Annotated in this window: 1 pseudogene; it reads left to right on the forward strand. The window is 56.1% G+C overall.

Annotation, left to right across the window (positions count from 1 at the left end):
* A pseudogene (locus ACQG3P_RS25340) lies at positions 1-230 on the forward strand (TFIIB-type zinc ribbon-containing protein); the annotation flags it as partial.

Genomic DNA, 230 nt, shown 5'->3' on the forward strand with positions numbered 1-230 from the left:
TATGTGTACCAGGAGGACCGTGCGGTGGACTTCACCGTGGATGACCTGCCGCTTGAATCGTCGGCCGAGCGCGTCAACCTGGATACCAAAGCCAACACGAACAACATCATCAATGCGATCCTGCCTTTCGATACCAAGAATGCGCTGAAGAGGAACGCGTCGTACCTGCTGGGCATCTCGTCCGAGAAGCGCAACCTCGACGTGGAAAAGATGAAGCCACGGCTGGAAGA

This window comes from Stenotrophomonas sp. SrG (assembly GCF_050031795.1).
GTDB lineage: Bacteria > Pseudomonadota > Gammaproteobacteria > Xanthomonadales > Xanthomonadaceae > Stenotrophomonas > Stenotrophomonas rhizophila_A.